This is a genomic window from Streptomyces phyllanthi, assembly GCF_009377205.1.
Lineage (GTDB): Bacteria > Actinomycetota > Actinomycetes > Streptomycetales > Streptomycetaceae > Streptomyces > Streptomyces phyllanthi.
Genome location: NZ_VJZE01000090.1, coordinates 1 through 25,761, shown reverse-complemented (window position 1 = coordinate 25,761; position 25,761 = coordinate 1). Strand labels below are relative to the sequence as shown.

The following is a 25,761-nucleotide window of genomic DNA, read 5'->3' as shown; positions in this document are numbered from 1 at the left end:
GGCGCAGCCCTCAGTGATGGGACGGGTAGGGGCGGCGGGGGCGAAACAACCCGGCCCGCACCGCACGCGGCCTGCGCCGACACAAACCCGTGCGCGAACACGCCGACGCGCCCCATAGGATTGGCCCCAAACCACACACACTCACCCCCAGAGGATCGCTGCATGCCTGGCATCACGCGCGAGGAGGTCGCCCACCTCGCCCGGCTGGCGCGTCTGGAGCTGAAGCCCGAAGAGCTCGACCACTTCGCAGGCCAGCTGGACGACATCATCGGCGCGGTCGCCCGCGTCAGCGAGGTCGCCGACCAAGACGTACCGCCGACCTCGCACCCGCTGCCGCTGACGAACGTCATGCGCGCGGACGAGGTCCGTCCGTCGCTCACCCCCGAGCAGGCGCTCTCCGGCGCCCCGGCCCAGGAGCAGCAGCGTTTCAAGGTGCCGCAGATCCTGGGGGAGGACTGATCACGTCATGACCGACAGCATCATCAAGCTCACGGCGGCCGAGACCGCCGCGAAGATCGCCTCCGGCGAGCTCACCGCAGTCCAGGTCACCGAGGCCCACCTGGCCCGGATCGAGGCCGTCGACGAGAAGGTCCACGCCTTCCTGCACGTCGACCGCGAGGGCGCCCTCGCCCAGGCCCGTGCCGTCGACGAGAAGCGGGCCAGGGGCGAGAAGCTCGGGCCGCTCGCCGGTGTGCCGCTCGCCCTGAAGGACATCTTCACCACGGTCGGGATTCCGACGACCGTCGGGTCGAAGATCCTCGAGGGCTGGATCCCGCCGTACGACGCCACCCTCACCAAGCGGCTCAAGGACGCCGACGTCGTCATCCTCGGCAAGACCAACATGGACGAGTTCGCCATGGGGTCCAGCACCGAGAACAGCGCGTTCGGGCCGACCGGCAACCCCTGGGACCTGACCCGGATCCCCGGAGGCTCCGGTGGTGGGTCGTCCGCCGCCCTCGCCTCCTTCCAGGCGCCCCTCGCCATCGGCACGGACACCGGCGGCTCCATCCGTCAGCCCGCCGCCGTCACCGGCACGGTCGGAGTGAAGCCGACCTACGGCGGCGTCTCCCGCTACGGCATGGTGGCGTTCTCGTCCTCCCTCGACCAGGGCGGCCCCTGCGCCCGTACGGTCCTGGACGCCGCGCTCCTGCACGAGGTCATCGGCGGGCACGACCCGCTCGACTCCACCTCCATCGACGCCCCCGTACCGCCCGTCGTCGAGGCCGCGCGCAACGGCAGCGTCCAGGGCATGCGCGTCGGCGTCGTCAAGCAGTTCCGCGGCGAGGGCTACCAGGCCGGTGTCATCCAGCGGTTCGACGAGTCCGTCGAGCTCCTGAGGGAACTCGGTGCCGAGATCGTCGAGCTGGACTGCCCGTCCTTCGACCTGGCGCTCTCCGCGTACTACCTGATCGCCCCGAGCGAGTGCTCCAGCAACCTCGCCCGGTTCGACGGCCTGCGCTACGGCCTCCGTACCGGCGACGACGGCTCGCACTCCGCCGAGGACGTCACCTCCCTCACGCGCGCGGAGGGCTTCGGCCCCGAGGTCAAGCGCCGCATCATGCTGGGTACGTACGCGCTGAGCTCCGGCTACTACGACGCGTACTACGGCAGCGCCCAGAAGGTCCGTACGCTCATCACCCGCGACTTCGAGAAGTCGTTCGAGCAGGTCGACGTGATCGTCTCACCGACCACGCCCACCACCGCCTTCCCGATCGGCGAGCGCGCCGACGACCCGATGGCGATGTACCTCGCGGACCTGTGCACCATCCCGACGAACCTCGCGGGCAACGCCGCCATGTCCCTGCCCTGCGGCCTCGCGCCGGAGGACGGGCTGCCGGTCGGTCTGCAGATCATCGCCCCGGCACTGAAGGACGACCGCCTGTACAAGGTGGGCGCGGCCGTCGAGGCCGCCTTCGTGGAAAAGTGGGGGCACCCGCTGCTCGAGGAGGCTCCGTCGCTGTGAGTGCACTGACCAAGGCCAAGGGCTTCAAGAAGTCCAAGTCCGGTACGTACCTGTCCATGGCCGCCACCGCGTTCGGCGCGTTCGGCGTCGCCAAGAGGCTCAAGAAGGCGCGCGCCGACAAGGACACCCTGGTCCTGATCGACGCCACCGTGTCCGCCGCCGCCATCGTCACCGGCCTCGCGATCCTCTACCGCGAGCTGAAGCAGCTGGGCGACGACGACGTCCTGCTGGGCTGAGAGGGAAGTTTCACCGTGACCACCACGACCGACCTGGTGTCGTACGAGGACGCGCTGGCGTCGTACGACCCTGTCATGGGCCTTGAGGTCCATGTCGAACTCGGCACCAGGACCAAGATGTTCTGCGGCTGTTCGACCGAACTCGGCCAGGACGCCAACGCGCAGACCTGCCCCACCTGCCTCGGCCTGCCCGGCGCGCTCCCCGTCGTCAACGCGACCGGCGTCGAGTCCGCGATCAAGATCGGCCTCGCGCTGAACTGCGAGATCGCCGAATGGTGCCGCTTCGCCCGGAAGAACTATTTCTATCCGGACATGCCGAAGAACTTCCAGACCTCCCAGTACGACGAGCCGATCGCCTTCAACGGCTACCTCGACGTACAGCTGGAGGACGGCGAGACCTTCCGCGTGGAGATCGAGCGTGCCCACATGGAGGAGGACACCGGCAAGTCCACGCACGTGGGCGGCGCCACCGGCCGTATCCACGGCGCGTCCCACTCCCTGCTCGACTACAACCGCGCGGGCATCCCGCTCATCGAGATCGTCACCAAGCCGATCGTCGGGGCCGGGGAGCGCGCGCCGGAGGTGGCGAAGGCGTACGTCCGTGAGCTGCGCGAGCTCATCCGGGCGCTCGGCGTCTCCGAGGCCCGTATGGAGATGGGCCAGATGCGCTGTGACGTGAACCTGTCGCTGATGCCCAAGGGCGGCGACAAGTTCGGCACGCGCTCCGAGACCAAGAACGTCAACTCGCTGCGGTCCGTCGAGCGCGCCGCACGGTTCGAGATCCAGCGCCACGCGGCCGTACTGAGCGGCGGCGGCACGATCATCCAGGAGACCCGCCACTTCCATGAGGACACGGGGTCCACCACCTCGGGCCGCGTGAAGGAGGAGGCCGAGGACTACCGGTACTTCCCGGAGCCCGACCTGGTGCCCGTCGCCCCGTCCCGTGAGTGGGTCGAGGAGCTGCGCGCCGGTCTGCCCGAGCAGCCGCTGGCCCGCCGCAACCGGCTCCGCGAGGAGTGGGGCGTCTCCGCGGTCGACATGCAGGCGATCCTCAACGCCGGTGCCCTCGACCCGATCGTCGCCACCATCGAGGCGGGCGCCGACGCGGCCGCCGCCCGCAAGTGGTGGATGGGCGAGCTGGCGCGCACGGCCAACGAGACAGGCGTGTCCCTGGACGCGCTGGCCATCACGCCCGAGCAGGTCGCCCGGGTCACCGCGCTGGTCGCCGAGGGCTCCCTCAACGACAAGCTGGCCCGTCAGGTCATCGAGGGCGTCCTCAAGGGAGAGGGCACCCCCGACGAGGTCGTCGAGAAGCGCGGTCTGAAGGTCGTCTCCGACGAGGGCGCCCTGACCGCCGCCGTCGACGAGGCCATCGCGGGCAACCCGGCCATCGCGGCCAAGATCCGCGACGGCAAGGTCGCCGCCGCCGGCGCCCTCGTGGGTGCCGTCATGAAGGCCACCCGCGGCCAGGCCGACGCGGCCCGCGTCAAGGAGCTCATCCTGGAGAAGCTGGGCGTCAGCGAAGGCTGAGCCCGTCCGCACAGCCCTGGGGGGATGCATCGAAACCGATGCATCCCCCCAGGTGTGCAAACAAGGTGTGCAAACAGTGTGCGACGGCTCAGAGCGTCACAGGCGGCGCCCCACCACGCGAGCGAAGCCGAGGAGACGCTCCACGTCGGCGTGCATCAGCTCCACCGACCAGCGCGCCATGTCCGCCATGAACTCGCTCGGGCTCTCCTCGGCGCACACCTCGCTCCACAGCAGCCAGTCGCGCCAGCCGTCCTCCAGCCAGTCGGCAGCCTCGACCTCCACGGCCCTGCTGCGCGCCCACAGACGCCGCCACCAGGCGGGGGAGTGGAACGCCCAGAAGTCAGGATCCTTCTCCCAGTACTCCTTCAGGTGCGCCGGCGGCTCGTCGCCCTCCGGCTCCTCCCGCAGTGCCGGTACGACGACACCGATCCGCCCGCCGGGCTTCAGCAGCCGGGTCAGGGTCGGCAGGTAGAGATCGTTCGTGCCGAAGTACTGGTACGCGTCGACAGAGACGATCGCGTCGAAGGTGCCCTCGCCGAACGGCAGGTCGTGCGCCTCGGCGAACACGGGCAGAACGCGGTCCGCGACGCCCGCCTCGGTGATGCGCGGGGCGTTCTCGTCGGGCTTCACCCACAGATCCGCCGCGACGACCTGGACGTCGTACTCCCTGGCGAGGAAGACGGACGTCATGGCGCGTCCGCACCCCAGGTCGAGGACACGGGCGCCGGGGCGCAGCTCCTCCAGGCCGAGGGCGGGGGCCAGCCACTCCAGCAGCCACAGCGCGTGCGGGCCCATCTGGTTCTCGATGGTCCAGCGGGCGTCGTAGCGGCTGCTGCGCGGGTAGCGCGGGTGGGTCAGACGGCTAGTGAGAGCGAGGTCGTCGTTCGAGATCGCCGATGTGATGTCGGCCGTGATGTCGGACATCGTTGAACGGGCTCCTTGGGTCCTTCGTAAGGGAAAGAAATGCGTAGGAGCTCGGTCGGACCTTCAAACAACGCACCTGCCTCGGTCGGCGGCGGTATGCCGGAGACGACGGACGCGGGGACGTTAGCAGTGCCCCGGCCCGCCTCGCACCCGGTTTCCGAGCCGGAGGCGCTACGCTGCCCCGCCATGAGTGGAAGCGGTGGTTCCGAGATGCCGGAGGCCGGGAATCCGGCCAAGGGCTTCCGAATGCCGGCCGAGGGCATCGAGGACCGGGTCAGGGACCTCGGGGATCCCGCCGAGGACGTCGTGGCCGCGGACGAGGACATCGAGGACCCGGACGAGGACGCGCGGCGCGCCCGCTGGACGGCGGCCGGTGCCGGGGCGCTGCTGACCCTCGCCGGGCTGGGCGCGTCCTCGCTCCGTCTCACCGGTTCCGCGCCGACGCTCGTCCCCGCCGCCTATGCCGTCGGTGCCGCCGTGTGCGCGCTCGCAGCCGCCCTCGGCATCCGGGGGCGTACCCGGCGGGCCCTGTGGCTGATGGTCGTCGGGTTGATGGTGATGGCGCTGGGCGACCAGTTCGACTGAGGTGACAGAGCGCTCTGAAGTGTCCTGTGAGCTGCCTCCCATTCCTGTGAATAACGACACGAAAGCCGCAAACGATCACCTCCACCTGTAACAGTGGTGGGGCATTCGCTCATGCGTTCTTTGCGGGCTTTTCAGTTCTTCCACGGCTGTTCCCGGTCAAAGATCCACCCATCCACCCCCAGGGAGCACGTTCGTGGCAGCCCTAGCGCGCTGGTGTGTCCGTAACCGTCTCGTCGCCGTACTTCTGTGGATCCTTGCCTTCGCGGGTGTCGCCGCCGGTGCGGCCGCCGCGGGATCCGCGTACTCGAACGACTACGCGACCCCGGGCACCGAATCCAGCCGCGCCACCGAACTCCTCAACGAGGGCTTCCCCCGCCTCAGCGGCGACAGCGACACCGTGGTGTGGCACACCACCCAGGGCGGCGTGAAGGCCGCCGATGTCGAGCAGGCCATGACCCGCACCCTGGACGACATCCAGGACCTGCCCGGTGTGGCCACCGTGACCAGCCCGTACGAGGGCGCGGGCGCCGGGCAGGTCAGCGGTGACGGCCGTACGGCGTACGCCACGGTCACCTTCGACGACCGGGTCGAGGAGATCGACCAGGCCGAGGCCCAGAAGGTCGTCGACACCGCCAAGGCCGCCGAGACGGACGCACTCCAGGTCGAGCTGGGCGGCCGGGCGATCGGGCTCACCGAGTCGGAGGGCGGCCACACGGCCGAGGCGGTCGGCGTGATCGTCGCCGCGGTCGTGCTGTTCCTCGCCTTCGGCTCGCTCGCCGCCTCACTGCTGCCCATCGCGACCGCACTGGTCAGCGTCGGCACCGCGTACGCGGGGACCGTGCTCCTCGGCCATGTGATGACCGTCGCCGACTTCGCGCCCATGCTGGGCATGCTCATCGGACTGGGCGTCGGGATCGACTACGCGCTGTTCATCGTCACCCGGCACCGCCGCGGGCTGAAACGCGGGCTGTCCGTGACCGAGGCCGCGGTCGGCGCCGTCGCGACCACGGGCCGGGCCGTCGTGTTCGCGGGCGCCACGGTGTGCATAGCCCTGCTGGGCATGCTGATCCTGAGGCTCAACTTCCTCAACGGCGTCGCGATAGCCGCCTCGCTCACCGTGATCCTCACCGTGGCCGCCTCCGTGACCCTGCTGCCCGCCCTGCTGTCCCTCATCGGCACCCGGGCCCTGAGCCGCCGCGAGCGCCGCCACCTCGACGAGCACGGCCCCGAGCCGGAACTGCCCACCGGGCTCGCCGCCCGCTGGTCCGCCTTCGTGGAGCGCCACCCCAAGAAGCTGGGCGCCGTCGCGCTCGTCGTCATGACGCTGCTCGCACTGCCCACGCTCGGCCTGCGCCTCGGCACCTCCGACGAGGGCAACAACCCGGCGACGACGACCACACGCCAGGCGTACGACCTCCTGGCGGACGGCTTCGGACCCGGTGTCAACGGTCCGCTCACCCTGGTCACCAAGGTCGACGGCGCCGACGACAAGCTCGCCCTCGACCAGCTCGACACCACCCTCCGCGACACCGAGGGCGTCGCCGCGGTGACCCCGGCGACGTACGACACGGACGGGGACACCGCGTACGTCACCGTCGTCCCGGAGTCGTCCCCGCAGTCCGAGCAGACCAGCGACCTCGTCGACCGGCTGCGCACCGATGTGCTGCCACAGGCCGAGACGGGCACTTCACTCGACCTGCACGTGGGCGGTGTCACCGCCGGCTACGACGATTTCGCGGACGTCATCATCGGCAAGCTGCCGCTGTTCGTGGGCGTCGTGATCGGGCTCGGATGCCTGCTGCTCCTGCTCGCCTTCCGGTCCATCGGGATCCCGCTGAAGGCCGCCGCGATGAACGTGGCCGCCGTGGCCTCCGCGTTCGGCGTCGTGGTCGCGATCTTCCAGTGGGGCTGGGGCAGCGAGCTGCTGGGCCTCGGCAGTGCCGGGCCGATCGAGCCGTTCCTCCCCGTGATCATGGTCTCGGTGCTCTTCGGGCTGTCCATGGACTACCAGGTCTTCCTGGTCAGCCGGATGTACGAGGAGTGGCTGGAGACCGGCGACAACAGGCGTGCCGTCCGCGTGGGCCTCGCCGAGACCAGCCGTGTGATCAACTCGGCCGCCGTCATCATGATCTCGGTGTTCCTCGCGTTCGTGCTCAGCGGGGACCGTGTGATCGCGATGTTCGGCATCGCGCTCGCCTCTGCCGTCGCCCTCGACGCCTTCGTGCTCCGTACGCTCCTTGTGCCCGCCCTGATGCACATGCTCGGCGGCGCCAACTGGTGGCTGCCCCGCTGGCTCGACCGCCGCCTTCCGCGGATCAGCATCGAACCGCCCGAGTGCCGCGCCACCGCGGACGCCGCCGAAAACATCGGCGCGGAGGAAGCCTCCCGTGCGACCATCCCCGGGCAGCGCGCGGACGGTGCCGACCTGGTCACCGACGACGAGCTGAACGAAGAGCTGGTCGAACTGGTGAAGGAGCGGCGACAGGATGTACGCGATACCCCTGGGTGACGACGGCGCCGAGCTGCGGTCCCTGGAACCCTGGCACGCCCAGGAGTTCCTGGCCCATCTCGACCGGGGACGCGAGTTCATCGGACAGCACATCCCCTTCGGGGCTAAGGCCGTCGACGTCGACTCCGCGAGGGAACTCCTCCAGTCGTACGCCGACAAGCGCGCCGCCGACACCGGAAGCCTGCACGGGCTGTGGCTGGACGGCAAGCTCGTCGGGGGCGTGCTCTTCCTCCACTTCGACGCCGAGAGGGGCACCTGCGAGGTCGGCTGCTGGCTCGAACCGGCCGGCTCGGGGCGCGGGCTCGTCACCCGCGCCATGAGGGTCCTGATCGACTGGGCGGTTGACGAGCGCGGCATCCACCGTGTGGAGTGGCAGGCGTCGTCCGCCAACGAACCGAGCATCAACGTGGCGCGACGGCTGGGTATGCGTCAGGACGGTGTGCTGCGTCAGAGCTATCCGTACCGGGGTGTACGCCAGGACCTCGAGGTGTGGTCGGTACTCGCACCCGAGTGGCGAGAGGCACGCGCGCGTACCGAGCGATGACGCCCACACGCGCGCGTACCGCTCACAACAATCATTAAGAGACTTCTCAGACGACATCCGTACGGTGCGAGGCATGGGATCCAAGACAGTTGACGAGGCCGGCGCAGAGACCGGCACCAAGGCGCAGAGCGACGAGGAGACGGTGGACGTCACCGAGGACGTGTCGTACGACGCCGAGGCCGCCGAGGAACAGGCGTCCGAGCAGCCCGAGACCGCTACCGAGACGGGGGCTCCGGGCGTCGGCCAGGGCGCCGCGGCCATCGTGTCCGTGGGGCTCGCGCTCGTCTCCCTGACCGGCAGTTGGCTCGGCACCGTCGCGCAGGCCCGCGACTCGCTGTACGGCCAGCTGGAGACCGCGTCCGGCGCGAGTGTCTCCACGCAGATCAAGCAGGTGTACGCCGACTCCTGGAACGCCAACGCGCTGGTGGCCGCCCTGTTCGCGCTGACCGCCCTGATCGTGGGCGTGGTCGTGCTGACGCGGCCGGCGTTCGGCGACCCCGACCGGGTGCGGCAGGCGCCGTGGATCAAGTCGGCCGCCTGGGCGGGCATCACGCTCGGCTTCCTCGGCCTGCTGCTGGCCGCCCTGAAGTACTCCAACATCCTGCTCGCCATGCCGACGACGGGTTGAGCCCTCCGGCCAGGCGTACGTTTCCGCAGCTCTGAGGGGCCTTAGGCCCGCCGTACACGTCGTACGGCCGGTCTAAGGCCCCTCACTCGTGCGAGATGCGGAACTCTCCCGATGCGGGGGACCCCCCCTGGGCGGCGAGGGTGGGGGCATCGCGGCAAGCGAGCCCGACACCGACGCCGACACTTCACGAGGGGTCCCAGATGTTCGCGTACGAACTCCACCAGATCCGTTCCACCGAGCTGATCCGCCAGGCCGCCGAACACCGGCTCGCCCGGGAGGCCCGTGAGGTGTCCCGCTACCAGGATGTCGGCAGGAGGCCGCACAGGCACCGCCCCCGTCGGCACCGGTTCGCCCGCGCGGCGTGAGCCTCGGGAGGGGGAGGGCGACGGCCTGGTGCCCGGTGTGGTGAAGGCTCCGGGGCGTACGGGCGCCGCTCCGTCCATGGGAGCCATAGATTCGATATTCGGTGTGGCGTCGCAGGGCCCGCGTGCGATGCTCGGCAGCGTGGAGCCGAGGTCCGTCAGTCCGGTCTTCGTCGGTCGTGCCGACGAGCTCGAGGTGTTGCGTCACGCGCTCGTCCGTGCCGCCGAGGGAGAGCCGCAGGCGTTGCTGCTCGGCGGTGAGGCCGGGGTCGGCAAGACCCGCCTGATCGAGGAGTTCGCCACCGCCGCCTGCCGCGGGGGCGCGGTCGTCGCGCTCGGCGGCTGCGTCGAGATCGGCGCCGACGGGCTGCCGTTCGCGCCCTTCTCCGCCGCCCTGCGCTCACTGCGCCGGCAGCTCCCCGACCAGGTGGCCGCAGCGGCCACCGGGCAGGAGGAGGAGCTGGCCCGGCTCCTGCCCGAGCTGGGCGAGGCACCCCGCCGGCCGGACGGACGGAGCGACGAGGAGGGCACGGCCCGTCTGTTCGAACTCACCGTCCGTCTCCTGGAGCGCGTCGCCGCCGAGCGCACGGTCGTCGTAGCCCTGGAGGACCTGCACTGGGCCGACGCCTCCACCCGCCATCTCCTCGCCTACCTCTTCCGCACGCTCCGAAGGGGCCGTCTGGTCGTCGTCGCCACCTACCGCGCCGACGACATCCACCGCCGCCATCCGCTCCGTCCGTTACTGGCCGAACTGGACCGCCTCCGCACGGTCCGCCGCGTCGAACTGCGCCGCTTCAACCGCGCCGAGGTCGCCCGCCAGCTCGCCGGGATCCTCGCCACCGAACCGGAACCGGCCAAGGTCGACGAGATCTTCGAACGCTCCGACGGCAACGCGTTCTTCGTGGAGGAACTCGCCGTCGCCGCCAAGGAGGGTTGCCACACCGGCCTCACCGACTCCCTGCGGGACCTGCTGCTCGTCCGGGTCGAGGGGCTGCCCGAGGACGCCCAGCGGGTGGCCCGGCTCGTCGCCGAGGGCGGCAGCACCGTCGAGTACGGACTGCTCGCGGCCGTGGCCGGGCTTCCCGAGGACGACCTCATCGAGGCGCTGCGGGTCGCCGTCGGCGCCAACATCCTGCTCGCCGCGCCCGGCGGCGACGGCTACCGCTTCCGCCACTCCCTGGTCCGCGAGGCGGTCGGCGACGACCTGCTGCCCGGCGAGCGCTCCCGCATCAACCGCCGGTTCGCCGAAGCCCTGGAGACCGATCCGGCACTCGTCCCGGCCGAAGGCCGAGCCACCCGCCTGGCCAGCTACTGGTACCACGCCCACGACGCCGCCAAGGCCCTGCCCGCCGTCCTCGACGCCTCCGTGGAGGCCCGCGGCCGCCACGCCCACGCCGAGCAACTGCGGCTCCTGGAGCGGGCGATGGAGCTGTGGGAGGCCGCCCCCGACGCCGTGCGGGACGGACTGCGCCCCGTCGACTACACCGAGGTCTACCCGCCCTGCGGATGCGACCCCGCCACCACACCCCTGCAGTACCTCGACCTCATGGCCGAGGCGGCCGTGGCGGGCCGGCTGTGCGGCGAGCGTGAGCGCGCCCTGAAGATCACCAAGCGGGCGCTGCAACTCCTGGGGGACGACGACCCCCTGCGCGCCGCCTGGTTCTGGGTGCAGCGGTCCCGGCTGGTGCAGGGCCTGGCCCGGGGCGACGGCTGGAAGGAGCTCGCCACCGCGCAGGAGCTGGTGCGCGGCCTGCCGCCGTCCGTCGTGCACGCCGAGGTGCTGGCGGCGGTCGCGGGCTGGTCCATGCTCCACGTGCCGGGACCCGAGGTGCTCGTGGACGCCCAGCGCGCCGTCGAGTACGCGCGCATGGTGGGCGCCGAGGACATCGAGCTGAACGCACGCATCACGCTCGGCGGCCTGATGGTCGACGCGGGCGACATCGAGGCCGGACTCGCCGAGATGTACGCGGTCAACGAGCAGGTGGAGAAGCGGTCGCTGACCACCATCGTCGGCCGCAGCCATGTGAACCTGCCGTCGGTCCTGGAGAGCGTCGGCCGCTCCCGTGAAGCGGTCGACGTGCTGCGGGAAGGCCTCGAACTCACCCGGAGGATGGGCCTGTCCGAGTCGGAGACCTGGGTCTGGTGCAACCTCGCGGAGTCGCTGTTCCCTCTGGGCCGCTGGGACGAGGCCGCCGAGGCCGCGGTGAACGCGCTCGGCGGTGGACGCGGCGCGAAACCGCGCGGCGGCGGCTCCCTGCGCCTCGCCGATGTCGAACTCGCCCGGGGAGCCGTGGCCGCCGCCGCCCGCCATCTGGCCGACGCCCGAGCCTCTTACGGCACCCACGACCCCCAACCCCAGAACAACCTCCCGCTGGCCTGCCTCGCCATCGGTGTCGCCGCGGCCGAGGGCCGCCTCCTCGACGCCCGTGCCGAACTCCACCAAGCCCTGGACACCGGCTTCCCACCCGGCACCCAGCGCTACGCCTGGCCGCTGCTGCTCGCCGCGGCCATCGCCGAGGCGGACGCCCTGGGACTGCCGATCGCCGAAGAGGGACGCGCCGAGGTGCTGTCGGCCATCTTCGACGCCGCCAGAAAACTCACCACGGGCGCGCCCGTCTGGCTCGCGTACGAGAAGTGGGTGCGGGCCGAACTTCGTCGTGCCGAGGGCACGGGGGATCCACGAACCTGGTCCGAGGTCGTCACAGCCTTCGAGCCACTGGAGCGCCCGTACGACCTCGCCCGCGTCCGCTACCGCCTCGCCGAGGCCCTCCTGGTGACCGGCACCGACGAGGAGAGCGGGGACCGCGCGGCGGAACGGGAGAACCCGGATTGCGTCGGGGAACGGGAGGGGCGGGACCGCGCGGCGGAGCAGGAGCGCCGGCACCGCGCCACGGAACTCCTCCGCCTGGCCGCCGCCGCGGCCGAGCACCTGGGCGCCCGTCCGCTCGCCGACGAGGTGGCCCTGCTCGCCCAGCGCGCCCGGCTCACCCTGTCCCGCGCCCCCGAGCCGTCAGCCCCGGCTCCCGCCGATCCCGTCGAAGCCCTGGGCCTCACCAGCCGGGAGCGCGACGTCCTCCGGCTGGTCGCCGCCGGCCGCAGCAACCGCCAGATCGCCGAGGAACTGTTCATCTCCCCGAAGACGGCCAGCGTCCATGTCTCCAACATCCTCGCCAAGCTGGGCGTTTCCGGCCGTGGCGAGGCTGCGGCTCTGGCGCATCGGCTGCGGTTGTTCCCACCCACGGCGGGGGAGCGGGTGTCAGCGGGACGACGGCGGTAGGCGTGCGGGTCGAGGCTGATCCCCGCCCGCGTCTTGTCTCGATCTCGTCTGGCCCTCGTCTCCATGAAGCCCAAGGCTCGGTTGCTGATCGACGACGCAGAGGCGAGGACCGGTGAGGCCGGTCCGGGGAGGTGCCCGTGTTCAACGTCTTCGAGGAACTGTTCGCACCCGGACTCAAACACGCCCAGGACGAGCGCAACCGGCTGGAGATGACCCGTGAGGACATCGGTGACAGCGACCCCGGGCGGGGGCCGATAGACCTGGAGTCGGGGATGGCGGTCATACGTCCGCCCGCCCGGCTCCACGACGAGCCCGGACCCGACGACCGGGAGCCGGAACCGGAAGGGGACTGAGGACGGCTCTCCGAGGGCGTGCCGGAGTCGGTTCCCTCTACTTCACCTCCAGCTCCAGGATCTTGTCGTCCCCGCTCTCCGCCGTTCCCCGGCCGTCCGTCTCGCTCGTGGTCAGCCAGAGCTTGTTGCCGCCCGCGGAGACGACCGTGCGGAGGCGGCCGTACTCGTCTGTCAGAAAGGCCTGGGGGTCGGCGGAGACCTCGGTTCCCTTCAGGGGTATGCGCCACAGGCGCTTGCCACGCAGGCCCGCCATCCAGACCGAGCCCTCCGCTATGGCTATACCGCTGGGAGAGGCCTCCTCCACGCCCCACTGGGCCACCGGGTCGATGAAGCCGGACTCGCCCTCCTTGCCCTCGACGTCAGGCCAGCCGTAGTTCCCGCCCGGCTTGATCTGGTTCAGCTCGTCCCAGGTGTTCTGGCCGAACTCCGAGGCCCACAGGCGCTGTTTGGCGTCCCAGGCCACGCCCTGGACATTGCGGTGGCCGTACGAGTAGACGGGGGAGTCGTCGAAGGGATTGCCCGGTGCGGGTTCACCGTCCGGTGTCATGCGCAGGATCTTGCCGCCGAGGGACTCCTTGTCCTGGGCGAGCGGGCCCTCGTACCGCTCGCCGGTCGTGGCGTACAGCATCTTGTCAGGGCCGAAGGCGAGACGGCCGCCGTTGTGGTTCGTGCCCTTCGGGATGCCGCGCAGGATCGTGTCGGGGGCGCCCAGCTGCTCGCCCGAGGGCTTCTTCGGGTCGTAGAGCATCCGCACGATGCGGTTGTCCGACTCCGAGGTGAAGTACGCGTAGATCATGTGGTCCGAGGCGTAGTCCGGGGAGATCGCGATACCCAGGAGGCCGCCCTCACCGGCGGGGGACACCCCGGGGACCTCGCCGAGCTGCTTCTTCCTGCCGGTCTTCTCGTCGACCAGTGTGATCGTGCCCTCGTCCCGTGACGACACCAGCAGTCCGCCCTCGGGGAGTGGGGCGAGGCCCCAGGGGCTGTTCAGGCCCTCGGCCACGGTGCGCACCACCTTGACCGAGCCCTTCGCGGGCGGGGCGTCCTCCGCGGTCTCCTTCGACGGGGACGTCCCCGGGCTCGTACTGCTGGGAGCCGGGGTGCCGCCGGCCTGGTCCTCTCCGTCGTCGGAGGAACAGCCGGCCGTCACCAGGAGCACGGCCGCGGCCAACATGGCCGTCACAGCTCGACGTTGCACGATCAGGATCCCTTCGACGCGGAGCCACTACTGTTCATACACCGCGAGTGCCCCTCAGGTTCCAGCTCCGACGGATCAGGACCACTTTTTCCCTGGGGCCGCGCCCCCGGACCCCTCGCCTGTCGCCCTGAACGGCCACGATGTCTCATGTCGGTGTCGGTGTCGGTGCCAGTGCCGGAGCCGGAGGGGCCGGCCTCAGTCCCACGACCCCTGAGCCACCGGCGCCGTGGCCAGTTCTGCCAGGTCTTCCGGGCTCAGGCGGAGGGCGGCGGCGGTTGTGTTCTGGCTCACCCAGCGCTCCTGTTTGGTGCCGGGGACCGGTACCACGTGGGGGCCCTGGGTGAGGATCCAGGCGAGGGCCACCTGGGACGGGGTCACCGAGGGGCCGTGGCGGTGGGCCACCCTGCGGAGGGTTGCGACGATCGGCTGGTTCGCGGCCATCATCTCGGCCGTGAAGCGGGGATGCCGGGCACGGAGGTCGTCGCGTTCGAAGCCCTCGCCCGGGGTCAGCGTGCCGGTGAGGAAGCCGTTGCCCAGGGGCATCGCCGCGAGGAAGCCCACACCGCGTGCCGCGCACCAGGGGAGGAGCACGTCCAGGGCCTCGGGGGACCACACCGACAGCTCGGCCTGCACCGCGCTCACCGGGAAGACCTGCTGGACGCGTTCCAGCTGGCGGATCGTGGTGTCGTGCAGGCGCGCTCCGGGGCGGCGGCCCGCTCGCGCGCCCACCGCGCACAGGCCCAGCGCCCGTACCTTTCCCGCCCGGACGAGCTCCGCCATCGCGCCCCAGGTCTCCTCGACCGGCACCTCCGGGTCCGCGCGATGGAGTTGGTAGAGGTCGATGACGTCCGTCTGCAGACGGCGGAGGGAGGCGTCGCAGGCACGTTTCACGTAGCCGGGGCGGCCGTTCGCCACGATGTGCTGCTCGCCCACCAGCAGGCCGACCTTCGTCGACACGAAGGCCTCGGCGCGGCGTTCCTTCAGTACGCGGCCCACCAGGAGCTCGTTCGTGAACGGTCCGTACATGTCGGCGGTGTCCAGGAGCGTGGAGCCGAGGTCCAGTGCCCGGTGCACCGCTCGCAGCGACTCCTCGCCCCGCTGCCGTGAACCGGAGTACGCCCAGCTCATCGGCATGCACCCGAGCCCCACCGCCCCCACCTCGAGCGTCGCCGCGCCGATCGTCCTGCGCTCCACCTGGCCGTACCCTCCCTCTCCTGGCACCCCAAACTAACCAATGCGGCCCGAGAGGCTTCGCATAGCCTCCTGAACATGACTGGTGACGTGTGGCTTCCGTTCGACGCGGACGAGATCGAAGGGCTCCCTGAGGGGCCCAGCTACCTCTTTTGGGACGGTGACCAGGAGTTTCCCGGCGATCCGGGCAAGTGTGTCTTCTATGTCGTGCCCTATATGAAGGCGCCCTCGGTATCGCAGCGGCCGCTGCCCGGGATGACCTCCGTCCAGGTCGTGCAGACGCTCTCCGCCGGCATCGACCACGTGGAGCCGGGCCTGAGGCACCTGCGTCCGGGCGTACGGCTGTGCAACGCGCGCGGGGTGCACGAGGCGAGCACGGCCGAGCTCACCCTCACACTGATCCTGGCCTCGCTGCGGGGCGTCCCCGACTTCGTACGCGGGCAGGACAAGGAGGAGTGGCGGAGCGGGTTCCGGCCGGCGCTCGCCGACAGGACCGTGCTCATCGTGGGATACGGGTCGATCGGCGCCGCGATCGAGGACCGGCTCGCACCGTTCGAACTCGCGCGGGTAGCGCGCGTGGCGCGCTCCGAGCGCACCACAGAGCGCGGACCGGTGCACCCGCTCACCGAACTGCCCTCCCTGCTGCCCGAGGCGGATGTCGTCGTCCTGTCGACCCCCCTCACGGAGGCCACGCGCGGCCTCGTGAACGCCGACTTCCTGGCTCATATGAAGGACGGCGCACTGCTCGTGAACGTCGCGCGTGGGCCCGTCGTGGACACCAAGGCGCTTCTCACCGAGCTGGAGAGCGGACGCCTCACCGCCGCCCTGGACGTCACCGATCCCGAGCCGCTGCCCGAGGGACACCCCTTGTGGCACGCGCCCGGCGTGCTCATCAGCCCCCACGTCGGCGGCCCGACGTCCGCCTTCATGCCGCGCGCGAAGAGGCTCCTGGCCGCCCAGTTGAATCGTTTTGTGAACCGGGAACCGCTGCGGAACGTGGTCCTTACGACAGGCCGGACGACTCACACCTGATCCACCTCAGGCACCCTCCGCAGTCCTTTGGATGCGGAAGGTGTTCGTATCCCCGTTGATCGTTACGCAGCGTAGAAGGGCTATGTCCCTGAGTGACGAGACTGGTGTATCGTCCGGACAGGGGCTGCGCCGCGCACCGTTCGGCGCCGGGGATGGACATGCGACTGCGAGGGGGGCGACGGGCGATGCACGGCCTATGGACGAACGATCCGACGCGGCGAGGCCGCCGACGACCCTTGAGTACCGGAGCGCGTGGGCACGGCGACGGCGGCCCCGGTCCTCACCACGGCGGGCACGGAGGCCGCACGAGGCACCCGCATCCGGCCCGCCCGTATCGGCGGGACACGGGTATCGCGCTCACGGGGGAGTCCCGGTGAGCCCCCGCCCGGTGTCCGCCGCCACGGTTCACCCGGGGTCGCGGGCGGAGCCGTTGACCAGCCCGCTGCTGCCCGGCGGGCCGGCCGCCGAGAAGGCCACGCGAGCGAGTGCGCGCTCACAGCTCGTGCTGGCCCTGGTGTGCGCGGGATACGCCGTCGGTTCCGCGTTCGGCTGGGGCTCCGAGCGGGTCGCGCTCATCATGGGCGACTTCGGCTTGGCCGCCGCGGCGGCAGCCGCGGCCGTCTCCTGCTTCCGCTACGCGCGCAGCAGCCGCAGCCGGTTTCGACCCGCCTGGCTGCTCTTCGCGCTGTCCTCCGCGATGGCCTCGCTCGGCAACCTGGTCTGGGGCTGGTACGAGGTCGTGCTGGACCGTCAGGTGCCCGAGCCGAGCTATGCCGACCTGTTCTTCCTGTGCTTCGCGCCACCGGCCATCGTCGGGCTGCTCGTCCTGGCCAAGAGGCCCGTCACCAAGGCCGGTTGGGTCTGTCTGGCGCTGGACGCCTGGCTGATCGGCGGCTCGCTGGTGACGCTCTCCTGGAGTCTGGCGCTCGCTCAGGCCGCCAAGGACGACGGCGGCGACGTGGCGCACACGGCGCTGTCGCTCGCCTACCCGCTCCTCGACATCGCCCTGGTCAGCATGGTGCTCGTCCTGCACTTCCGGCGCTCGGCGGTGAACCGCGCCGCGGTGAACACCGCGATCGGCGCCCTCGCGCTCACGGTGATGTGCGACGCCCTGTTCGCCTCACCCCTGCTGCACAACAGCTACCGCTCCGGCCAGCTCCTCGACGCGGGCTGGTTCGCGGGCTCCCTGCTCCTCGCGTACGCGCCCTGGGCCGGCCATCGACGCGGCCGGCCGGACACCGGCCGACACGCCACGGACGAGCACGCGCGCGGGATGCCGGAGCCCCTCCCGGGTTCGCAGGGAGAGGCGCACACACACGAAGCGCCACGGCACGAAGCGCAGCGGCACGAGTCCCCGTCGTACGCGTCACAGCCGTACGAGCCCCAGTTGCACGAGTCACAGCGGCACCAGGCACCCCAGCACACAGCGCAATGGCCCTACGGACACCAGGGAGGACACGTGCACGTGCTCCTCCAGGAAGGGGCTCACAGCCGCTGCCCGGCCACGCGCCCGATCGCCGGATCGCTGGCCGCGCTCACTCCCTACCTCGCCGCCGCCGTCTGCACCCTGGGGATCCTTTACAACATCCTCAACGGCCGCAGCGTCGACCGCGTGGTGCTCATCACCGCCTGCACCGTCGTGCTCGCCCTCGTGACACGCCAGGGCATCATGCTCCTCGACAACATCAACCTCACCCAGGAGCTGGCGCAGAAGGAGAACCACTTCCGCTCCCTGGTGCAGGGTTCCAGCGACGTCATCATGATCGCCGCGCCCAGCGGCGTCCTCCACTACGTCAGCCCGGCTGCCGCCGGTGTGTACGGGCGTCCCGCGGAGGACCTGGAGGGAACCGAGCTCGCCGACCTCATCCACCCGGAGGACCTGGGCTGCGTGGTGCACGAAGTGCGCCGCTTCCTCGCCGCCAGCCCCCTCGAAGAACCCACCACCCGCATCGAGTGCCGCTTCCGGTCCGGCAACGGCGGCTGGCTGAACGTGGAGTCCACGGTCAACCGGCACCACGGCGGCCTCATCTTCAACAGCCGGGACGTGACCGAACGGGTGCGCCTCCAGGCGCAGCTCCAGCACAACGCCGAGCACGACCCGCTCACCGACCTGCCCAACCGCGCGCTGTTCACCAAGCGTGTACAGCAGGCGCTGTCCGGCCGCCGCGCCTCCGATCGCGGACCCGCCCTTCGCAACACGGCGGTTCTCTTCATCGACCTCGACGGCTTCAAGGCCGTCAACGACACGATCGGGCACCAGGCGGGGGACGAGCTCCTCGTCCAGGCCGCCCGGCGACTCCAGGACGCGGTCCGGCAGGGGGACACCGCCTCCCGCCTGGGCGGCGACGAGTTCGCGGCCCTCATCGTGGGTGACGGCACCCGCGACCGCGCCGCACGCGAGCAGCACATCTTCGAGCTCGCCGACCGGCTTCGGATCACCCTCTCGCAGCCGTACACGATCGACGGCAACGAGGTGCGGGTGGCCGCCTCCATCGGTGTCGCCTTCGCCGAGCCGGGCCTCGGCGCGGGGGAGCTGCTGCGCAACGCCGATCTCGCCATGTACCGCGCCAAGGCGTCCGGCAAGGGCCGCGTCGAGCTGTACGTCCCGCAGATGCAGCAGGACGTGGCGCGCAAGGCGGAGCTGGCCACAAGGCTGCGCGCGGCCCTGCACGACGGCGAGTTCACGCTGCTGCACCAGCCCGTCGTCGCGCTCGAGGACGGCCGGATCACATCGGTCACCGCGCAGGCCCGCTGGCGCTCGTCCCAGGGGGTGCTCTTCACGCCCTCCGAGTTCCTGCGGGTCTCGGAGGACGGCGACAGGACCGCCGAACTCGACCGCTGGATCCTGGAGGAGGCGGTCGTGCAGGCCGCCGAGCGCACCGCCACCGGCGTCGGCGTGCCCGTGGCCGTCCGGATGGGTGCCCGGCGCCTGCTGGACCGCTCGATGCCCCTGGGGTCCGTCGAGGCGCTCCTGACCCGCTACGGGCTCCCCTCCGGCGCCCTGGTCATCGAGCTGGCGGACACCGACCCCCGGGTCTCCCTCGGCGAGCTGGAGCGCCGGCTGAACGCGCTCAGGCGGCTCGGCGTCCGGATCGCCCTGGACGGCTTCGGCAGCGGCCACGGCGCCCTCCCCGCCCTGCTGCGCCTCCCCGTCGACGTACTCAAACTCGACCGCGGCCTGGTCGAGGGAATCGTCGAGTCCCCACGGCTGTACAAGATCACCAGCGGGCTGCTCCGGATCGCGAACGACCTCGGCGTGCAGTCGCTCGCGGACGGCGTGGACCTTCCCGAGCAGGTGATCGCCCTGCGCGCCATGGGATGCAGCCATGGACAGGGGGCGGCCTTCTCCGCGCCGCTCGACGAGTACCGGCTGCGCCGGGTCCTGTCCTCGGGGCGCTGCCCGGTGCCCCATGGGCCGGCGGAGCCCGTGTTCGCCGGCGGGGGAGCGGGGGTGTACACCACCGGTGTGCCTGCGGTCTACGGGGGCGGGACGGTCCTGCGCTCGCATAGTGAGACTCCCGTCCCACCCGCTTGACATGTGGTGCGTGCCGGGTAGAGGGTCTGTGCCATGCGCACCCGAATTCTCGTACTTGGAAAGCGCGTCGGCTGAAGCTGGGACCCACCGGAAACCCACCGGAATCCCCAGCGACCGTACCCGGCGCGCTCCCCTCGCTTGCCTCACGGCACGAGGGGTTTTTTGTTGCACAGACACCTGTCGCACACCGAACAAACCTCGCAAAAACCCTCAGCATCGAGAAGAGAATGCCGATGACCGAGCAGGCCACCGGGGCCCACCATCCGCAGCCGCGGCCCCGATCCGGAGGACCCCAGTCCGCCCCCATCGAGCATGTGACGGGCGCGAAGTCCCTCATCCGCTCGCTCGAGGAGGTCGGAGCGGACACGGTATTCGGCATTCCCGGGGGCGCCATCCTGCCGGCGTACGACCCGATGATGGACTCCACGCGGGTGCGCCACGTGCTGGTCCGCCACGAGCAGGGCGCCGGCCACGCGGCCACCGGTTACGCGCAGGCCACCGGCAAGGTCGGGGTGTGCATGGCGACGTCCGGGCCGGGTGCCACCAACCTGGTGACCCCGATCGCGGACGCGCACATGGACTCGGTGCCGATGGTGGCGATCACCGGTCAGGTCGCCTCGAAGGCGATCGGCACGGACGCCTTCCAGGAGGCGGACATCGTCGGCATCACGATGCCGATCACCAAGCACAACTTCCTGGTCACCAAGGCCGAGGACATCCCGCGGGTGATCGCGCAGGCGTTCCACATCGCCTCCACCGGGCGCCCCGGCCCGGTCCTGGTCGACATCGCCAAGGACGCCCTCCAGGCGCAGACCACGTTCTCCTGGCCGCCCACCATGGACCTGCCCGGCTACCGGCCCGTCACCAAGCCGCACGCCAAGCAGATCCGCGAGGCCGCCAAGCTGATCACCGCCGCCAAGCGGCCCGTCCTCTACGTCGGCGGCGGCGTGATCAAGGCCGGCGCCACCGCCGAGCTGAAGGTCCTCGCGGAACTCACCGGAGCGCCCGTCACCACCACCCTGATGGCGCTCGGCGCATTCCCCGACAACCACCCCCTGCACGTGGGAATGCCGGGCATGCACGGTTCGGTCACCGCCGTCACCGCGCTGCAGAAGGCCGACCTGATCGTCGCCCTCGGAGCCCGCTTCGACGACCGCGTCACCGGCAAGCTGGACAGCTTCGCCCCGTACGCCAAGATCGTCCACGCCGATATCGACCCGGCCGAGATCGGCAAGAACCGCGCCGCCGACGTGCCGATCGTCGGTGACGCCCGCGAGGTCATCGCCGACCTGATCCAGGCCGTGCAGAAGGAGCACAGCGAGGGCCACCAGGGCGACTACACCGCTTGGTGGACCGATCTGAACCGCTGGCGCGAGACCTACCCGCTCGGCTACGACCAGCCCGCCGACGGCTCGCTCTCCCCGCAGCAGGTCATCGAGCGCATCGGACAGCTCGCCCCCGAGGGCACGATCTTCGCGGCGGGTGTCGGCCAGCACCAGATGTGGGCCGCCCACTTCATCGAGTACGACAAGCCCGCCACCTGGCTGAACTCCGGCGGAGCCGGGACGATGGGCTACGCGGTCCCGGCCGCGATGGGCGCCAAGGCGGGCGTGCCCGAGCGCACGGTCTGGGCGATCGACGGCGACGGCTGCTTCCAGATGACCAACCAGGAGCTCACCACCTGCGCCCTGAACAACATCCCGATCAAGATCGCCATCATCAACAACGGCGCACTCGGGATGGTCCGCCAGTGGCAGACCCTCTTCTACAACCAGCGCTACTCCAACACCGTGCTGCACTCCGGGCCCGACGACGTCAATCCGGGGGCCAGGGGCACCCGCGTCCCCGACTTCGTGAAGCTGTCGGAGGCCATGGGCTGCCACGCGATCCGCTGCGAGTCCCCGGACGAGCTGGACAAGGTCATCGAGGAGGCGAACTCGATCAACGACCGCCCGGTCGTCATCGACTTCATCGTCCACGAGGACGCGATGGTGTGGCCGATGGTCGCCGCCGGCACCTCCAACGACGAGATCATGGCCGCCCGGGACGTCCGTCCCGACTTCGGCGACAACGAAGACGACTGAGAGCACCAGGAAGAGGTACGACCCCCATGTCCAAGCACACGCTCTCGGTGCTCGTCGAGAACACTCCCGGCATCCTCGCCCGGATCGCCGCCCTGTTCTCCCGCCGCGGCTTCAACATCGACTCCCTCGCGGTCGGTGTCACCGAGCACCCTGAAATCTCCCGCATCACCATCGTGGTGAACGTGATCGAGGATCTCCCCTTGGAGCAGGTGACGAAGCAGCTCAACAAGCTCGTCAACGTGCTGAAGATTGTCGAACTGGAGCCGTCGTCCGCGGTCCAGCGTGAACTCGTTCTGGTGAAGGTGCGCGCCGACAACGAGACGCGCTCCCAGATCGTCGAGATCGTCCAGCTGTTCCGCGCCAAGACCGTCGACGTCTCCCCGGAGGCCGTCACCATCGAGGCCACCGGGTCCAGTGACAAGCTGGAGGCCATGCTGAAGATGCTGGAGCCGTTCGGCATCAAGGAGCTGGTCCAGTCCGGCACGATCGCGATCGGCCGCGGTGCCCGTTCGATCACGGACCGGTCCCTGCGCGCCCTCGACCGGTCCGCGTAGGGACTCGTGGAGACTCGTGGAGGATTCGACCGCGAGTCCTCCGCGACCACGACAGGAACGGGCGGTCGGAGATCACCGGCCGCCCGTATGGCGAGACCGCGAGACGTCCCCCGACCCCGCCGTCATACGGTGGGACGCAACACCTGCACTCAAGGAGAGAACCCAAAGTGGCCGAGCTGTTCTACGACGCTGACGCCGACCTGTCCATCATCCAGGGCCGCAAGGTCGCGGTCATCGGCTACGGCAGCCAGGGCCACGCCCACGCCCTGTCGCTGCGCGACTCGGGTGTCGACGTCCGCGTCGGTCTGCACGAGGGCTCCAAGTCCAAGGCGAAGGCCGAGGAGCAGGGCCTGCGCGTGGTGACCCCGTCGGAGGCCGCCGCCGAGGCCGACGTCATCATGATCCTCGTCCCGGACCCGATCCAGGCCCAGGTCTACGAGGAGCACATCAAGGACAACCTGAAGGACGGCGACGCGCTGTTCTTCGGCCACGGCCTGAACATCCGCTTCGGCTTCATCAAGCCCCCGGCCGGCGTCGATGTCTGCATGGTCGCTCCCAAGGGCCCGGGCCACCTGGTCCGCCGCCAGTACGAGGAGGGCCGCGGCGTCCCGTGCATCGCCGCCGTCGAGCAGGACGCCACCGGCAACGCCTTCGCGCTCGCCCTGTCGTACGCCAAGGGCATCGGCGGCACCCGTGCCGGCGTCATCAAGACGACCTTCACCGAGGAGACCGAGACCGACCTGTTCGGCGAGCAGGCCGTCCTCTGCGGCGGTACGGCCGCGCTGGTCAAGGCGGGCTTCGAGACGCTGACCGAGGCGGGCTACCAGCCGGAGATCGCGTACTTCGAGTGCCTGCACGAGCTGAAGCTGATCGTCGACCTCATGTACGAGGGCGGCCTGGAGAAGATGCGCTGGTCGATCTCCGAGACCGCCGAGTGGGGCGACTACGTCACGGGCCCGCGCATCATCACGGACGCCACCAAGGCCGAGATGAAGAAGGTCCTCGCCGAGATCCAGGACGGCTCGTTCGCCCAGGCCTGGATGGACGAGTACCACGGCGGTCTGAAGAAGTACAACGAGTACAAGACCCAGGACTCGGAGCACCTGCTGGAGACCACCGGCAAGGAGCTGCGCAAGCTGATGAGCTGGGTGAACGACGAGGACGCGTAACACTCCGCGGGATCGGCCGTGGCACCGGGCGAGCCCGGTGTCACGGCCGGACCGTTCGCGGGGTCCGGCCGCGGGGCTACGCCCCCGGACCCCGCTCCTCGAACGCCGGAGGGGCTGGATCGCCGGTGATCGACGAAGGGGACGGGTCGTCCGGGCAGTACCGGGGGCTGGTCCTCGCGACCGCCGGAAGGCCGTCGACGGGGGTTCTCTCGTCCGGGTGATCCTTCCGCAGAGCGTGAGACGACCTCCGCCACGCCACTACACTGCCGTATTACATACGCGTCAGGCCCACAGCGTCGTGCGTCTTCCACGCGGCCACCACCCCTCCACCGCCTGCGGCCGTCGGGACGGCCGTCCGCAGCATTGGACTTGTGAGGACTCACGTGAGCTCGAAACCAGTCGTACTCATCGCTGAAGAGCTGTCGCCCGCCACCGTGGACGCGCTTGGCCCGGACTTCGAGATCCGCCAGTGCAACGGGGCGGACCGAGCCGAACTGCTCCCGGCCATCGCCGAGGTCGACGCCATCCTGATCCGTTCCGCGACGAAGGTCGACGCCGAGGCCATCGCCGCCGCGAACAAGCTGAAGGTCGTCGCCCGAGCCGGCGTCGGCCTGGACAACGTGGACGTCTCCGCCGCCACCAAGGCCGGCGTGATGGTCGTCAACGCCCCCACCTCGAACATCGTCACCGCGGCCGAGCTGGCCTGCGGTCTCCTCCTCGCCACCGCCCGCCACATCCCGCAGGCCAACACGGCGCTGAAGAACGGCGAGTGGAAGCGCAGCAAGTACACCGGTGTCGAGCTGGCGGAGAAGACCCTCGGTGTCGTGGGCCTCGGCCGCATCGGTGCGCTCGTCGCCCAGCGGATGTCCGCGTTCGGCATGAAGGTCGTCGCGTACGACCCGTACGTCCAGCCCGCGCGGGCCGCGCAGATGGGCGTGAAGGTGCTGTCGCTGGACGAGCTGCTCGAGGTCTCGGACTTCATCACCGTCCACCTGCCCAAGACGCCGGAGACCCTCGGCCTCATCGGTGCCGAGGCGCTGCACAAGGTCAAGCCGTCGGTGCGGATCGTCAACGCCGCGCGCGGTGGGATCGTGGACGAGGCGGCGCTGTACTCGGCGCTCAAGGAGGGGCGGGTCGCGGGCGCGGGCCTCGACGTGTACGCGAAGGAGCCGTGCACGGACTCCCCGCTCTTCGAGCTCGACCAGGTCGTCTGCACCCCGCACCTCGGCGCGTCCACGGACGAGGCCCAGGAGAAGGCGGGTATCGCGGTCGCGCGGTCCGTGCGGCTCGCTCTCGCGGGTGAGCTGGTGCCGGACGCGGTGAACGTCCAGGGCGGCGTCATCGCCGAGGACGTCAAGCCGGGTCTTCCGCTTGCCGAGCGGCTGGGCCGGATCTTCACCGCGCTCGCGGGTGAGGTGGCCGTTCGTCTCGACGTCGAGGTGTACGGCGAGATCACGCAGCACGATGTGAAGGTGCTGGAGCTGTCGGCGCTCAAGGGTGTGTTCGAGGACGTCGTCGACGAGGCGGTGTCGTATGTCAACGCGCCTCTCTTCGCTCAGGAGCGGGGTGTGGAGGTACGGCTGACGACGAGCTCGGAGTCGCCGGACCACCGCAATGTCGTGACCGTGCGCGGGACGCTCGGCAGTGGTGAGGAGGTCTCCGTCTCCGGGACGCTGGCGGGGCCGAAGCATCACCAGAAGATCGTGGCCGTGAACGAGTACGACGTGGATCTGGCGCTTGCCGACCACATGGTGGTCTTCACGTATGTGGACCGGCCGGGTGTCGTCGGTACGGTCGGGCGCATCTTCGGTGAGGCCGGTATCAACATCGCGGGGATGCAGGTGTCCCGCTCCACGGCTGGTGGGGAGGCGCTCGCGGTTCTCACTGTGGACGACACGGTTCCGCAGCCGGTGCTGACCGAGGTGGCCGAGGAGATCGGGGCGACGTCGGCGCGGTCGGTGAACCTGGTCTGAGGTTCGCCTGAGCGACGGTTGAGGTCCGTTCGGACGACGGTCGGGGCCCGGTCACCGGTGGTGGCCGGGCCCCGACCGTGTGCGGCGCGGTGGTGGCGGGCCAGAGTTCTCTCG

20 protein-coding genes are annotated in these 25,761 nt (G+C 70.4%); 17 read left to right on the top strand and 3 right to left on the bottom strand.

The window, feature by feature from the left end:
* The first annotated feature begins 162 nt into the window (after window positions 1–162).
* Genes gatC through gatB form a run of 4 tightly spaced genes read left to right on the top strand, consistent with a single transcriptional unit; the run spans window position 163 to window position 3,729 of the window.
* Entirely contained in the window at window positions 163–459 is a 297-nt protein-coding gene (gene gatC / locus FNH04_RS15760) for an Asp-tRNA(Asn)/Glu-tRNA(Gln) amidotransferase subunit GatC (protein WP_018531282.1), read from the top strand.
* 7 nt (window positions 460–466) lie between these two features.
* Entirely contained in the window at window positions 467–1,963 is a 1,497-nt protein-coding gene (gene gatA, locus FNH04_RS15755; RefSeq protein ID WP_152784628.1) for an Asp-tRNA(Asn)/Glu-tRNA(Gln) amidotransferase subunit GatA, read from the top strand.
* The gene (locus FNH04_RS15750; RefSeq protein ID WP_322723131.1) at window positions 1,960–2,199 is read left to right on the top strand and encodes a hypothetical protein; all 240 of its coding nucleotides are present in this window, start codon (window positions 1,960–1,962) and stop codon (window positions 2,197–2,199) included. The genes gatA and FNH04_RS15750 overlap by 4 nt, the downstream gene beginning before the upstream one ends.
* Before the next feature lie 15 nt (window positions 2,200–2,214).
* Window positions 2,215–3,729: an Asp-tRNA(Asn)/Glu-tRNA(Gln) amidotransferase subunit GatB gene (gene gatB, locus FNH04_RS15745; RefSeq protein WP_322723130.1), complete on the top strand. Its 1,515-nt coding sequence runs from the start codon at window positions 2,215–2,217 to the stop codon at window positions 3,727–3,729.
* A 96-nt stretch (window positions 3,730–3,825) separates the two neighbouring features.
* Here gatB and FNH04_RS15740 read toward each other — a convergent pair whose 3' ends face one another.
* The gene (locus FNH04_RS15740) at window positions 3,826–4,653 is read right to left on the bottom strand and encodes an SAM-dependent methyltransferase (protein ID WP_152784626.1); all 828 of its coding nucleotides are present in this window, start codon (window positions 4,651–4,653) and stop codon (window positions 3,826–3,828) included.
* A 186-nt stretch (window positions 4,654–4,839) separates the two neighbouring features.
* Here FNH04_RS15740 and FNH04_RS15735 point away from each other — a divergent pair, with 186 nt between their 5' ends.
* The 7 genes from FNH04_RS15735 to FNH04_RS15710 all read left to right on the top strand — a co-directional run bounded on the left by FNH04_RS15735 (window position 4,840) and on the right by FNH04_RS15710 (window position 12,911).
* Window positions 4,840–5,238 carry a hypothetical protein gene (locus FNH04_RS15735; protein WP_152784624.1) on the top strand — a complete coding sequence of 133 codons (399 nt, stop codon included), beginning with the start codon at window positions 4,840–4,842 and terminating at the stop codon, window positions 5,236–5,238.
* A gap of 193 nt (window positions 5,239–5,431) precedes the next feature.
* Window positions 5,432–7,747 (top strand): MMPL family transporter, encoded by a 2,316-nt coding sequence (locus tag FNH04_RS15730; RefSeq protein WP_322723129.1) that lies wholly within the window; start codon window positions 5,432–5,434, stop codon window positions 7,745–7,747.
* Entirely contained in the window at window positions 7,725–8,291 is a 567-nt protein-coding gene (locus FNH04_RS15725; RefSeq protein WP_152784622.1) for a GNAT family N-acetyltransferase, read from the top strand. Before FNH04_RS15730 ends, FNH04_RS15725 begins: the two co-directional genes overlap by 23 nt.
* A 73-nt stretch (window positions 8,292–8,364) precedes the next feature.
* Window positions 8,365–8,919 carry a hypothetical protein gene (locus FNH04_RS15720; protein WP_152784620.1) on the top strand — a complete coding sequence of 185 codons (555 nt, stop codon included), beginning with the start codon at window positions 8,365–8,367 and terminating at the stop codon, window positions 8,917–8,919.
* A gap of 200 nt (window positions 8,920–9,119) precedes the next feature.
* The gene (locus tag FNH04_RS46545; RefSeq protein ID WP_194236695.1) at window positions 9,120–9,284 is read left to right on the top strand and encodes a hypothetical protein; all 165 of its coding nucleotides are present in this window, start codon (window positions 9,120–9,122) and stop codon (window positions 9,282–9,284) included.
* A gap of 127 nt (window positions 9,285–9,411) precedes the next feature.
* A complete protein-coding gene (locus tag FNH04_RS15715) occupies window positions 9,412–12,558 on the top strand; it encodes a helix-turn-helix transcriptional regulator (RefSeq protein WP_152784634.1) in 3,147 nt (1,048 codons plus the stop codon).
* 137 nt (window positions 12,559–12,695) lie between these two features.
* Window positions 12,696–12,911, top strand: coding sequence for a DUF6191 domain-containing protein (locus FNH04_RS15710; RefSeq protein WP_322723128.1), 216 nt, complete (start codon window positions 12,696–12,698; stop codon window positions 12,909–12,911).
* 37 nt (window positions 12,912–12,948) lie between these two features.
* On the opposite strand, the gene FNH04_RS15705 is transcribed toward FNH04_RS15710, so the two are convergent.
* Both FNH04_RS15705 and FNH04_RS15700 read right to left on the bottom strand, forming a co-directional pair.
* Window positions 12,949–14,085 (bottom strand): PQQ-dependent sugar dehydrogenase, encoded by a 1,137-nt coding sequence (locus tag FNH04_RS15705; protein WP_194236694.1) that lies wholly within the window; start codon window positions 14,083–14,085, stop codon window positions 12,949–12,951.
* A 219-nt stretch (window positions 14,086–14,304) separates the two neighbouring features.
* Entirely contained in the window at window positions 14,305–15,303 is a 999-nt protein-coding gene (locus FNH04_RS15700) for an aldo/keto reductase (RefSeq protein WP_322723127.1), read from the bottom strand.
* A gap of 75 nt (window positions 15,304–15,378) precedes the next feature.
* Between FNH04_RS15700 and FNH04_RS15695 the strand changes: the two genes are divergently transcribed.
* From FNH04_RS15695 to serA, 6 genes are all read left to right on the top strand, one after another.
* The gene (locus FNH04_RS15695) at window positions 15,379–16,332 is read left to right on the top strand and encodes a 2-hydroxyacid dehydrogenase (protein ID WP_152784616.1); all 954 of its coding nucleotides are present in this window, start codon (window positions 15,379–15,381) and stop codon (window positions 16,330–16,332) included.
* Between the two features lie 373 nt (window positions 16,333–16,705).
* Window positions 16,706–19,867 (top strand): putative bifunctional diguanylate cyclase/phosphodiesterase, encoded by a 3,162-nt coding sequence (locus tag FNH04_RS15690; protein WP_322723126.1) that lies wholly within the window; start codon window positions 16,706–16,708, stop codon window positions 19,865–19,867.
* Between the two features lie 233 nt (window positions 19,868–20,100).
* A complete protein-coding gene (locus tag FNH04_RS15685) occupies window positions 20,101–21,951 on the top strand; it encodes an acetolactate synthase large subunit (RefSeq protein WP_194236693.1) in 1,851 nt (616 codons plus the stop codon).
* A gap of 26 nt (window positions 21,952–21,977) precedes the next feature.
* Window positions 21,978–22,505, top strand: coding sequence for an acetolactate synthase small subunit (gene ilvN / locus FNH04_RS15680; RefSeq protein ID WP_152784610.1), 528 nt, complete (start codon window positions 21,978–21,980; stop codon window positions 22,503–22,505).
* A gap of 167 nt (window positions 22,506–22,672) precedes the next feature.
* Window positions 22,673–23,674, top strand: coding sequence for a ketol-acid reductoisomerase (gene ilvC / locus FNH04_RS15675; protein WP_322723125.1), 1,002 nt, complete (start codon window positions 22,673–22,675; stop codon window positions 23,672–23,674).
* A gap of 383 nt (window positions 23,675–24,057) precedes the next feature.
* Window positions 24,058–25,647, top strand: a complete 1,590-nt coding sequence (serA, locus tag FNH04_RS15670; RefSeq protein WP_322723124.1) for a phosphoglycerate dehydrogenase — start codon at window positions 24,058–24,060, stop codon at window positions 25,645–25,647.
* The last annotated feature ends 114 nt before the right edge of the window (window positions 25,648–25,761 follow it).

Excerpts from the sequence above, each read along its gene's own strand:
- FNH04_RS15695 (WP_152784616.1), top strand. The coding sequence starts at position 15,379 with ATGACTGGTGACGTGTGGCTTCCGTTCGACGCGGACGAGATCGAAGGG.
- gatC (WP_018531282.1), top strand. The coding sequence starts at position 163 with ATGCCTGGCATCACGCGCGAGGAGGTCGCCCACCTCGCCCGGCTGGCG.
- FNH04_RS15705 (WP_194236694.1), bottom strand. The coding sequence starts at position 14,085 with ATGTTGGCCGCGGCCGTGCTCCTGGTGACGGCCGGCTGTTCCTCCGAC.
- FNH04_RS15735 (WP_152784624.1), top strand. The coding sequence starts at position 4,840 with ATGAGTGGAAGCGGTGGTTCCGAGATGCCGGAGGCCGGGAATCCGGCC.
- FNH04_RS46545 (WP_194236695.1), top strand. The coding sequence starts at position 9,120 with ATGTTCGCGTACGAACTCCACCAGATCCGTTCCACCGAGCTGATCCGC.
- FNH04_RS15740 (WP_152784626.1), bottom strand. The coding sequence starts at position 4,653 with ATGTCCGACATCACGGCCGACATCACATCGGCGATCTCGAACGACGAC.
- ilvN (WP_152784610.1), top strand. The coding sequence starts at position 21,978 with ATGTCCAAGCACACGCTCTCGGTGCTCGTCGAGAACACTCCCGGCATC.
- gatA (WP_152784628.1), top strand. The coding sequence starts at position 467 with ATGACCGACAGCATCATCAAGCTCACGGCGGCCGAGACCGCCGCGAAG.
- FNH04_RS15720 (WP_152784620.1), top strand. The coding sequence starts at position 8,365 with ATGGGATCCAAGACAGTTGACGAGGCCGGCGCAGAGACCGGCACCAAG.
- FNH04_RS15725 (WP_152784622.1), top strand. The coding sequence starts at position 7,725 with ATGTACGCGATACCCCTGGGTGACGACGGCGCCGAGCTGCGGTCCCTG.
- FNH04_RS15685 (WP_194236693.1), top strand. The coding sequence starts at position 20,101 with ATGACCGAGCAGGCCACCGGGGCCCACCATCCGCAGCCGCGGCCCCGA.
- FNH04_RS15715 (WP_152784634.1), top strand. The coding sequence starts at position 9,412 with ATGCTCGGCAGCGTGGAGCCGAGGTCCGTCAGTCCGGTCTTCGTCGGT.